The 10,423-nt window shown below is 65.5% G+C and carries 14 protein-coding genes; all 14 read right to left on the bottom strand.

Annotated features, from left to right (window positions below):
* Window positions 1–332: 332 nt before the first annotated feature.
* From VG561_RS15230 to VG561_RS15165, 14 genes are read right to left on the bottom strand one after another with little or no spacing between them, the layout of a single operon-like run.
* A complete protein-coding gene (locus VG561_RS15230) occupies window positions 333–575 on the bottom strand; it encodes a hypothetical protein (RefSeq protein WP_329768958.1) in 243 nt (80 codons plus the stop codon).
* Between the two features lie 5 nt (window positions 576–580).
* Window positions 581–949, bottom strand: a complete 369-nt coding sequence (locus VG561_RS15225; protein WP_423179769.1) for a hypothetical protein — start codon at window positions 947–949, stop codon at window positions 581–583.
* Between the two features lie 35 nt (window positions 950–984).
* Window positions 985–1,389 carry a phage tail terminator-like protein gene (locus tag VG561_RS15220; protein ID WP_423179768.1) on the bottom strand — a complete coding sequence of 135 codons (405 nt, stop codon included), beginning with the start codon at window positions 1,387–1,389 and terminating at the stop codon, window positions 985–987.
* Entirely contained in the window at window positions 1,386–1,811 is a 426-nt protein-coding gene (locus tag VG561_RS15215; RefSeq protein WP_423179767.1) for a hypothetical protein, read from the bottom strand. Before VG561_RS15215 ends, VG561_RS15220 begins: the two co-directional genes overlap by 4 nt.
* Entirely contained in the window at window positions 1,801–2,877 is a 1,077-nt protein-coding gene (locus tag VG561_RS15210) for a phage minor head protein (protein ID WP_423179766.1), read from the bottom strand. The genes VG561_RS15215 and VG561_RS15210 overlap by 11 nt, the downstream gene beginning before the upstream one ends.
* Window positions 2,877–3,233 carry a hypothetical protein gene (locus VG561_RS15205; RefSeq protein WP_423179765.1) on the bottom strand — a complete coding sequence of 119 codons (357 nt, stop codon included), beginning with the start codon at window positions 3,231–3,233 and terminating at the stop codon, window positions 2,877–2,879. The genes VG561_RS15210 and VG561_RS15205 overlap by 1 nt, the downstream gene beginning before the upstream one ends.
* Window positions 3,230–3,742 (bottom strand): DnaT-like ssDNA-binding protein, encoded by a 513-nt coding sequence (locus tag VG561_RS15200; RefSeq protein WP_423179764.1) that lies wholly within the window; start codon window positions 3,740–3,742, stop codon window positions 3,230–3,232. Before VG561_RS15200 ends, VG561_RS15205 begins: the two co-directional genes overlap by 4 nt.
* 2 nt (window positions 3,743–3,744) lie before the next feature.
* Entirely contained in the window at window positions 3,745–4,095 is a 351-nt protein-coding gene (locus tag VG561_RS15195; protein WP_111206209.1) for a hypothetical protein, read from the bottom strand.
* 45 nt (window positions 4,096–4,140) lie between these two features.
* On the bottom strand, window positions 4,141–5,079 hold the full coding sequence (locus VG561_RS15190; RefSeq protein WP_169410801.1) for a DUF2184 domain-containing protein: 939 nt from the start codon (window positions 5,077–5,079) through the stop codon (window positions 4,141–4,143).
* A gap of 12 nt (window positions 5,080–5,091) precedes the next feature.
* Window positions 5,092–5,544, bottom strand: coding sequence for a structural cement protein Gp24 (locus VG561_RS15185; protein WP_423179763.1), 453 nt, complete (start codon window positions 5,542–5,544; stop codon window positions 5,092–5,094).
* A 3-nt stretch (window positions 5,545–5,547) separates the two neighbouring features.
* Window positions 5,548–6,681 carry a DUF2213 domain-containing protein gene (locus tag VG561_RS15180; protein ID WP_423179762.1) on the bottom strand — a complete coding sequence of 378 codons (1,134 nt, stop codon included), beginning with the start codon at window positions 6,679–6,681 and terminating at the stop codon, window positions 5,548–5,550.
* Window positions 6,682–6,683: 2 nt separating this feature from the next.
* Window positions 6,684–8,468, bottom strand: a complete 1,785-nt coding sequence (locus VG561_RS15175) for an anti-CBASS protein Acb1 family protein (protein WP_423179761.1) — start codon at window positions 8,466–8,468, stop codon at window positions 6,684–6,686.
* Complete coding sequence (terL, locus tag VG561_RS15170; protein ID WP_423179760.1) at window positions 8,468–9,997, bottom strand: phage terminase large subunit; 1,530 nt, start codon at window positions 9,995–9,997, stop codon at window positions 8,468–8,470. The genes VG561_RS15175 and terL overlap by 1 nt, the downstream gene beginning before the upstream one ends.
* Window positions 9,912–10,373: a terminase small subunit gene (locus tag VG561_RS15165; RefSeq protein WP_169410790.1), complete on the bottom strand. Its 462-nt coding sequence runs from the start codon at window positions 10,371–10,373 to the stop codon at window positions 9,912–9,914. The genes terL and VG561_RS15165 overlap by 86 nt, the downstream gene beginning before the upstream one ends.
* Between the last annotated feature and the right edge of the window lie 50 nt (window positions 10,374–10,423).

Raw genomic sequence — 10,423 nt, 5'->3', positions numbered from 1 at the left:
CGAGGGGTGTGTCGGCCGTTAACGTGCACAGGGCAATCTCCACGTTAGGCTGATATGGAACATAGCCAACAACCGTTATGGAATTCTGAGACCGGCGACGAATTCGCACGGGCCAAGATGGAATACCAATCGCAGCGTTGCTCAGACCTGAGAACAGTCCTTGCGCACCATCAAAATCGCCAATCCACGCTGGATCACAATCCGACTTCAGTAGCAAGTTGATTGTAACGAGCACCGGCTTCTCATCATGAAGAAGCGAAACCTCAGTTTCCCTCAACAACAATCCGTAGTTACTCAAAACAGGACCTCCAAATGGAACGCAAGGAACTCTTCTACCTTCTTGGAATAGTAAGCTTTGCCGCCACCAACTGCATGGCCTGCGGCCGGGTGAATCCGGCCTCCACGTAGGCCAAGTACTCCGCGCGGACGAATCGCGCCTGCTCGGCACAGAACTCGTCCAGCAGCTGCCGGTTCCGCTTCATGCGGGTGATGGCGTCCCGCATGGCCTGCAACTCACCCTCGTTCGGGATCTCGTTGCTGCTGACTAGGTGCAGGTTGGGCGGCTTGGGGCTCATGGTGACTAGTAGACCCCCGGAAGTGCGTTGTTCTTTGGCGGCTTGGCAATTGGGTATTTGGAGATATGTTCCTTGCGCATGTCAGCAGCACTCAAAGCACTATCGAAATTGCCATATGCCTGCGGATCAGCTTCAGCGCCTTGGTCATCAAACTGCTGTACCAGCTCTGCGCTGAGGACAAGGGCCTCGTACTCCTGCATGGCTTGCATCAGCCTTTGAATTAGTTCTGCCGGGGGAACCAGATAGAGCTTCAACCTGCCAAAGTCTTTCGCTATGGCGTTATACAGCGCTATCGCCACCTCCGCTCCGCGCAGTGGCAACCTCATCTTGGAGATCTGATCGAATTTGATTTGCAGATCCTGAATAGTGGGCATCCCGTCCTCAATCGGTTGAAAGTCGAGGCATCCTATCAAGCAAATCCGCGCCACGGAATCGTAACTGGATGCATTGCCCGCTCCGGGTCCTGGATGATGCTGGAAGTCCAGGGCTTCCTCTCCACCCGCATGCCAGCGAAGGTCGTGCCCTTGGCGAAGGCATCGATGATCTGGTCCGTAATCGCGGTACCGACCATGATCCCCTGCCCGGGCCGGTAGCACGCCGACAGCTGGCCGAACCCCTGCATCAGGAACGGGCCATCGTCCTCGATGCCGTAGTTCTCGGTCCGATTCGGGAACCACTGCAGCTCCAGCCAGCGGGCGTTGTTGCCGGTTGGCGGCGTGAATCCCTGCCCCGGGTACGAGCAGGCCAGGCCCTGCGCTGCAGCGAACTGCCCCACCAGCGTGGCGAATGCGTCATAGATCGCGGTGTCGCTCATGCCATCCGTCCTTTCACGTCGGCGGTGACATCGGCCACGATGAAGTCCCAGCGCTGTGCTGCTGCGCGCGCGAAGCCCTTGCCGGCCTGGGCATACTTTCGGCCCACGGCGTCTTCTCCATAGAACCCGTGCTCCATGCGCATGGCGTACTTCGCGGTCCAGCCAGCCCACACGGTCTGCCCCAGCTCCATGGTGGCAAACACCAACTCCGGTGGCTCCGCCCCATCAGAGGGCATGCCTTCCACCGACGCAGCCACCGAGTTGCGCAGCGTGCCAGTGACGACCGGCATCTTCCCGCCCTGCCCCTCGGGCGTGCCGGCTTCCTCCATCAGCTTGGTGGCCGACTCGCGGAAGATCACGCCCTGCATGGCCTTGGCCTTCTGCGCGAAGGCCCGGACCTGGCTGCCGAACTTATTGGCCACGCTTCACCTCCGCCGCCATGTTCACCCGGTACTTCTTCATGCAGCGGCAGCCGATGGTTTCCTCCGGGCCGGCGCCGAGCGAGGTGTCGCCAGGGAAGCGCATCAGCGCGCCGCTGGGCGTCTGGAATGGCTCACCGAACCGACGCACCTGGCCGTTCATCGCCTGGTGGCTGTGGCGGGTCCTGTCGTCACCGGTGGCTGACCACGTGCCTTCGACATTCTCCCGCGCCAGACGACCGCTTTCGATCTGCTGCCGGAACGCCTCCTCCCGGCCCGCGGCCATGGCTGTCAGCGACTCGGTGCGGGCGATCATCTCGCCCCGTAGTGCCAAGAGCCTGTCTGCGTAGCGCGCAGCGATCTTCTCCACGTCTGCCGGTGCCACCGGCTGGCCAGCCTTGATGGCCCGGTTGACGATTCCGTCCAAGCGCTTGTCGCGCCGCTTGCGGCCGAAGTACTCCGCCATCTGTGCCGGATCACCGCTGGCCAGCTGCTGCCGGACATTGGCCACGAACTGCGCCTGCTGCGCGGTGAGGCCAACGACACCCCCACTGCGGCGCCCGGTCTCGCCCACGCGGCCGACCAGCTCCAGCGCCGTCTGGCGCGGGTTGAGGCCAGCGGCCATGCCGCGGACCAGATGCTGGCGCACCAGCACGCGCTGATCCTCCACCAGGCCGGTGATCAGGCGCGAGGAGTTCGACTGCAGCCAGCTCTCCACGCCACGGTTGCGCATGTCGAACCCGAACCGCAGCAGCGGCGTGCCGTTGGCCGGGTTATACCGCCCGCGCACCTGCTGCCGCAGCGACAGGGTGGGCAGCTCCTTCATGCCAACCTCGGCACCAGTTGCGAAGGCCTGGCGCACTTGCTCCGCCAGCGGCGAGAAGCGCTCGCCGTCGAAGCCCAGCGCCTCCAGCACGGCGTCTACCTGTCCGGCCTGCAACAGGCTGGCCAGCAGCTCGAGCTGCACCTGCGATCGCACGCCATCAATGGCCTGCTCGAACGCGCGGCGCACGGCCGGCTCCAGGCGTCGTGCCAGCAGTTCCAGCTCGCGGGGTGTGTAGTCGGCCATCAGCGTCGGGCGTGGAACTCGTAGAGCAGCACCTGCCCGCCAGGGGACAGCGGCTGCAGGTCGATGAGGTGGTACAGGTGCCCACCCAGCTGCAGGCGGTCATCCTTGCCGGGCTCGACGTCCACCGCGGTGGAGATCAGACCCAGCTTGTCTCCCTTCAGCACCAGGGTCGTGTCGCGGTCCGTGAGGCTGTATTCCAGCTCCACCACCTTGCAGTCGTGCCGGGTGACTGGTCCGGGCTGCGGGTTATGCGGCGGCCCGGTCGGCGGGCCATCGCGCTCCAGCTGCGTGCCGTAGCCATAGCGCTCGATCAGCTTCTCGGCCGTCGCCTGCATGCGGTCATAGAAACGGCTCATACGACACGCACCGCAGGCAGAACCGCCGGCGTCCGCAGCAGCGGCGCCAGGATCTCATCGATCGCAGGGACCACCGGCCGGTTCGGCACCTGGCCAGCGGCCGTGGCATCGGCGTAGGTGATCTCGATGGGGCCGACCTTCTCCTTTGTGACCGCCTCGCTTGCCACGTAGTCCGGCGACAGGCTACCGGGGCTCACTAGCTCGCGCAGCGCCGCCTCGTAGGTTGCGCGCTCGACCTCGTCGGGTACCTCATCCGGCTGGATGGGATCGCCGTCGTAGTCGATCGCACCGGTGCGGGGCCACTCGTTCGGCTGGCCCCGCCCGGCCGTCCGCACGCCAGGGAACATTGACGCCCAGCAGCCGGATGCGAGCAGCACCCGGTACCGGCCGTCGATGTAATCCGTGGCGCGGACCAGCGCACCCTCGCGGGCCTGTTCCGTGCCTGCGGCCCAGGCGGCGTTGCCGCGCGCCAGGTGGTAGCTGTTCGCGCCTTCCAGCGTGCCGTACATGGTCAGCCCTCGCCACCCGAATTGCCGCCGGCGGCCTTTTCAGCATCGGCGATTGCCGCCTGCAGCTTCGGCACACCCCAGTTGCCCTTCGCGTCGATGCCCAGCTCCTTGGCGCGCGCGATCAGGGCGTCCTTGTCGGCGCCGCCCTCGCCGCCCGAATTGCCGCCGGCGGCCTGCCCGCTGCCGCCGGCGTCGCCACCGGTGATGCTCAGGATCTCGGCCTTGATCCAGCCCTGCACCACCGAGTTCTTCTTCAGCTCCTCCCAGTTCGCGACCGGGGTCTGTTCGCCCGGCGGCAGAATCGTGCCGTCGGGCAGGCCCAGCGGACCATTGTGGTTGTTCTTGATCTTCATGCTTCGCTCCGATGTGGCCCCGGCGCGTGGCCGGGGCCGTGGGGATCAGATGCCGTCCAGGTAGACGACTTCCTTGGGCAGGCGCACGTCCAGGCCACCGAGGCGCATCACGCCCGGAATGTCCCAGCGCAGCGGGCCGCTTTGCCAGGCCGGCAGGAAGCGGTGCGGCATCGGCATGTGCAGCTTCAGAACCTCCGGATCCTTGCGATAGGCGATCAGGCGCGTGGTGCCGCCGACACCGGCCGTGTCCAGACCGCGCACGCCGCGCAGGGTCAGCTGCTGGCCGGTCTGCACGGTGTACAGGTTGTTTTCCAGGTACCACTGGATGATGGTCTTGTCGCTGTTCTCGCTCATCTTGCGAGTGGCCAGCAGGTTGAACTTGGTCCACGGCAGCAGCAGGGTGTCCGCCATCGACGCGGTATTGGTGCCGTTGAAAACATTCAGCAGCGCCTGGTTCAACACGCCGACAATCAGGTTGGAATCCGTGTCCACGGTCCAGTTGCCAGTTGCCGCCGCCACCGGGGTCACATTCGCAGCGTTGTAGAGGCCGGTGAACCCCTTGTCCGCATCGCCCAGCAGCGCCACCCGGTCGACCATCTCTTCGGAAGCGCGGCGGGCAGCGGAGGCATCGTCGGACTGGAGGTTGATGCCCAGCAGCTGTGCCCGGCCGATTTCCTCCCAGCCGAAGCCGTAGCCGATACCGGCGGTGTGCACGCCGGTCTGGTGCTGTGCACGCGTGGTGCCGGCCTTCGGCAAGTCGTCCGCGTTGCCGTTGATCCAGTCGGCCTTGCCGAACTGGTCGGACGAGTAGTAAGTAACCGAGGTGGCGAACTCACTGCCGGTGGTGTCGACCGGGATCAGGTCGCGGTACTGCACCGACGGGTAGCGCGTGCGGTAGACGCCCGGTTCGATGATGGATGCCTGGGCAACGACGAAGCCGAGCGCGGCCTGTGCGTCGAACAGGTGCAGGGAATTTCCATTCATGGGCTTGGCTCCTTAGCCGAGACGGACGACGGCCAGCTGGCCGGCGGCGGTGGTGCTGGTGTCCCAGCGGGCGCCGGTAAAGGCGGTGTTGTCGGTGGCGACGTTGGTGAAGGTGCCGGTCGCGGTCACGTAGACCGGATCGCCAGCCTTCACCGCGACGGCCGCGGCCACCCAGATGTCGCCCTTGGTGATGACGCGGGCCGAGGTGCGCTGCGCGAAGCTGTCTGGCACGCCGGCACTGCCGACGGCGGAGCGGTCCAGCAGGGTGATCCCCACCAGCTTCGTGGCGCCGGTACCGGCCAGAACGATGCCCTTGTCGGCGGCGCCCTGTGCGACGGCGCGGCCGAAGCCGATGCCGGGCGCGGTCTCCACGTTCCGGCTGATGATCGTGGCCGGCAGCATGGTCGCCTGCGCACCTTCGATGGCCGCCGGCTGGATGTCCGGATAGTTGGTCTGCAGTGCCATGGCTTAGGCCCCCTTCTGGTTGGCGGTGCGGTAATCGAGACCCTTCACGGACTCGGCATAGCCGTTGTCCTGCACGGTCTGCCGGTGGATGGAGCGGTCGCCGAGGACCAGGGCCACCGGGTCGCGCGGCTTTGCCTGGCCATACAGGCCATCGAACAGCGCTTCGACGTAGGCCTCGTGCTTGCCGGCCACGGCTGCATCGCCAAGCTTGGCCACCACAGCAGCCTTGCGGACATCGGCGTCGCTCTTGCCGCTGTAGTCGGCGTCGTGCACTGCCTTCGCCTTGGCGATCAGGTCGCCGCGCTGCTGTACGCGCTGGTCCAGGTCAGCATCGCTGAGGACCTGGCTCTTGAGCGCGTCGCGCTCGCCCTCGGCCTTGGCGATGGCGGCATCCTTGGCGTTGATGGTCGCCTGGTGGGCAGCTGCGGCGGTTCCGGCGGCGGTGTGTGCGTCCTGGAGCTGCTGCTGCAGTTTGGCGATGGCTGCGGCCGATGCGTCGGTGCACTCGACGGGCAGGCCGTCGACCACGACGATGCGAGTCTGCTGGTTGCTCATGTGGTTCTCCTGCGGTTGGGGATGGGCGCTCGGATCCGGTGCACCGGGGGTGCGCCCATCCCCGATGCGAAACTGGGAGCCGGCCCGGCCACGACGACACATGGCCAGGTGGTTGTTGCGGATGTTGATTTGCTTGGCCTGGTAGGCCTCGCCGTCGGGGGTTACGCCGTCCTCCCATACGATCTCGGCCGAGTAGCCTTGGGAGAGCTCACGCTTGCCAGACTCCCAGTCGGCGATGGCCGCCTGGTCCATCAGAACCAGTGGGACGCGTACGCGGGTTTCATCGTGCGAAACCTCGTCGCCGGTCTGCCCTACCGCGTACTTCTTCCAGTTGTCGGCGGTGACCATCTCAGGAGGGTGGTCATTCGTCATGGGCCGGTGCGCAAAGCTGCGTAGCGTCGCGTCGGAGAAGACTTCTTCCGGGGGCCGGTAAACCTTGACCTTCAGCAGGTCAGGCCGGCCCAATTCCTCGCCCAGGTATTCCTGGATGCCGGTGCGGGCCACGTAGGCATCGGCCACGAGATAGCCGTCCGCGGTGCGGCGTGGAGCCGACACCGAGACACGATCAGTCAGGAACACCATGGTCAGTCCTCGCGGATCTCTTCGAAGATTTCCGGGCCCAGCACGATGCGGCCGCGGTAGGGCTCGACCTTTGACAGGTCGACAGTCGCCTTCGTCAGGCTGATGTGCGGGGTGTAGTCCGGGTAGTCATGCGAGCCGCCGGCACGAATGATGCTTTCGTGCCGCCAGCACAGCTGCGCCGACGCGAACAGGATCACCGCCGACATACCACCCAACGGCTCAACGGCGCGCGGGCCGCCCTCGGGGATGACCAGTTCATCCTTGCCGCCGTTGTTCCACTCGTTGGCGTTGCCGGCCTTGATCCAGTCGAACGCCTGGCGCGAGTAGGCAACGGTTACATGCAGGTCGTCTCGCGGCTCCCCGATGCCTTGCTCCTTGGCCCAGGCCGCGATCTCGTCGGCATTCACCACCTTGCGGCTGACATACAGCGAACGGGGCTGGGCGTCCTGCACCGGCGTTGCAGCGGCGCGCCGCTCGTCGTCGTCCTGCTCGTCGCTCTCCGTCGGGATGGCTTCGCCGTACTTCCGCATCTCGGCTTCCAGGCCCGGCGCGACGCCGGCCTCGGTGAGCATGTTGGCTGCCACCTGCACCAGCACAGGTTCCGGGATCAGCCTGGTGTCGGCGATGGTTTTGATCGTGTCGGCCGTGGTCTTGCCAATGGTCGCGCGCTCGGTGTCGGTGGTCTGCCACAGACTGCGCCAGTTGTAGAAAACCTCCGGCGGCCGGCTGCCCAGCGCCGAGCGAATCAGGCACTCGTCCAGAACCTGCAGCGCCGGCTGCAGCACCAGCTCCTGGTTGCTGCTGATCCGGTCGTAGTAGTTCCGCAGGTCACTCTCGCCGCTGGCGTTAAGGCCGCCCGGCGACTGGCCGAGAAGGCGGGTCATCGGGATGTCCGACGCGCCGGACACCAGCTGCATGAAGCCCATCAGCAGGTCCACGAGACCACCGAACTGAGCCTGTTTCTGTTCGTACTCCTCCTCCGCATCCAGCAGCAGCGCTCCGTTGACGCCCTTCGCCATCGCCGCAAGTGTGAGACGCTGCAGAACCTTCTGCTCATACTCCGGGTCAGCCAGGTTCGACATGAAGTTCGGGATCTTGATGACGTCGACCTTTGCCTCGAACACCAGGGAGGCGATGTTCGCAGCGCTGGCGTCGGCGTCCTTGATGGCCTTGCTGATGGCCATCAGCACCGAGTCGCCCCAGCCGTTGCCGGTGTCGAGCTCGGGGTCCGGCTTGACCGCGCCCTGCAGTATCACCAGCCGCGACGGATGGATCTGCAGCTGGCCAGCGGTGCCGCTGCTGAGGTTGTAGAACGCCGGACGCCCATAGCCAGGTGACTCGGGATCGCGATCCAATTCGCCGGCCTGCAGCACGCGCTTCGAAAGCACGTTCAGATGGCGGATACCGGCCTTGCCTAATGACTCAGGCTTCAGCGGCAGCATCGGATCGGACTGACCGGTACCGATGTAGAGCGCGGCTCCGCCGGTGAGGCGCGCACGGATCATTGCTTCCAGCAGCTTCTGCTGCAGGCCCAACCGCTTCTCCTCAGCCTCGATCGCGGTGATGTTCGCCTGATCGGCACTCCAACCGCGCCACTTCCGGCAGCTGTCCATCGCCGGGATGTCGATCACCTTCCGAGCCAACCACGTGCCGCGGTAGGCGTTCTCTGCCTCCTGGTCCGATAGGGTCGGCGGGCCGTAGAACGTCGACGCAGCCTTGTCGCGCGGCGTACCCAGGTTGGCCACCAGATTGACCAGCCCATCTTTGAATTGCGTGAGCTTGCCCATCAGAGCGCGTTCCCAAGGTTGTAGGTGCTGCCGGTGACCAGCTCGGCGAATGCGCCCGAGAGCGCGTCCACCTGGTCGTCGTGCTTTGCGTTGGGGAATTCGGCGATCTCGTCCAAGAACGCCGCCACCCACGGGCCATTCACAAGCTTGATGTTTCCGGCCTCGGCCTGAGCCTCGACCGGCGTTGCCCGGACCTCCTTGGATCCGGATTCCAGCGCCGCCTTCACGTCCCAGCCGGCCAGCAGCTTCACCTGGTGCGCGGCGTTGCTCTTGCCAGCCGCGCCAGGGTCTTGTGGGATGCGGACCTTGATGGTTCGGCCGTCCTGCAGCGCGGTGTTCTTCAGCATCGTCTCCACACCTGCCGGCGACTTGCGATCACGGACGATGTCCAGGACGTAGTAGACGCCGCCGACCTCGCCCAACAGCAGCCCCACGGTGTAGTCGGGATCGCCTTTCGTTTTCTGCTGCTTCGGATCCGTCGCGGCGAAGTCCCATCGCCGGACCTTCCGCGCCGCCAGGATGGCCGGCGCGGTGTCCACCACTTCGAACCATTCCCGCTTGAACTTGCCACCGTCGCGCGGGGTTGGCCGTTGCTGCTGCTGGCCGGCCACCGCGTAGCTGCCCAGGATCTTCTTGTCGCGCTCGACCACCGCGCGGGGGAACCGCTCAGGAAACAGCAGCTCGCCATCCTCAGTGCGCGGATCCTCGAACCCGATAGACGTCCGGCAGCGGCGCTCTGGCTCGAACTCCATCGGCAGCATCAGGTGCTCATACCCGAGCCCGAGGTCCAGGATCTGCCCCGACACGTCCTTTTCGTGCAGGCGCTGCATGATCACCACGATTGCAGACGTGGCCGGGTTGTTCAGTCGGGTCGGCACCGACTCGCGGAAGATGCGGGTTGTCGTCGCGCGCTCAGCCGGGCTTTCTGCCGTCTCGGTGGAGTGCGGGTCATCGATGATCACCCGGTCGCCACGGCCACCGGTCAGGCTGGCAAACGCCATGCCCTCGCGGTTGCCCATCTTCGAATTGGCGAAGGACATCTCGCCCGACCGGTTCAGCTCGATCTCCGGCCAGAGACTGCTGAACCACTCCGACTGCACAAGGTCGCGCATACGCCGGCTGTCGCGCTTGACGAACTTCTCCGCATAGGAGGTCGTCAGGTAGCGCATCGACGGCAGGCCCCGCGGCCCCCATTCCCATGCCGGCCAGAACACGCTAGCCACCAGCGATTTCATGGTGCCCGGCGGGATGTTGATAAGCAGCCGGGTGATCTGCCCTTCGGTGATGGCCTCTAGGTGCTGGCACAGGACGTCGATGTGCCAGCCGTGCACGTAGGGCTGCGCCGGCTCCAGAACCGACCAGGCCTCACGGATGAAGCCCGCCAGAGTGGTGCAGCGCTGCCGGATCGCCTCGCCGTCGCGGGCAAGGCGCTCGCGCTCGGCGTCAGCCGCCCTCCTCGCCCGCTCCGCTCGGATCTCCGCCATCGTCGGCAAGCGGACCGAGGATCTGTTCAAGGCGGTCGAGTTCATTGTCGGAAAGCTTGCTCAGGTCGTAGTTGCCGATCGCGCCGCTGTGCTTGTGCTTCTCCACCAGGAGGCCGGCCAGCTTCCCCTTGCCCATTGTGGCGGTGACCGCCGCGCTGGCCTGACCCTCTTTAAGCGCCAGCTTTCGTGCCTGCTCGAGTTCAGCCATCAGGCTGTCGACGGTCACCTCGGCCTTCTTGGCCACTTTCCGCTGGCCGGCGCGCACCGCAGCCTGGATGCGCGTCTCGGTCAGAAGCCGCGAGCCCTGCTGCTTGGCTGTCTTGTCGCTATACCCGGCGCGGATGGCCGCCTGGGTGCCGTTGTGGTCCAGCAGGTACTCCTGGACGAAACGCTGCTGCTTGGGGGTCAGTGATAACTTCATTCGCATTGGATCTCTGGACGCAAATAAAAAGGGCCCCGCAGGGCCCTTTT

It is taken from the genome of Stenotrophomonas sp. CASM110, from assembly GCF_049384345.1.
Lineage (GTDB): Bacteria > Pseudomonadota > Gammaproteobacteria > Xanthomonadales > Xanthomonadaceae > Stenotrophomonas > Stenotrophomonas muris.
This window is presented reverse-complemented; position numbering and strand designations above follow the sequence as displayed.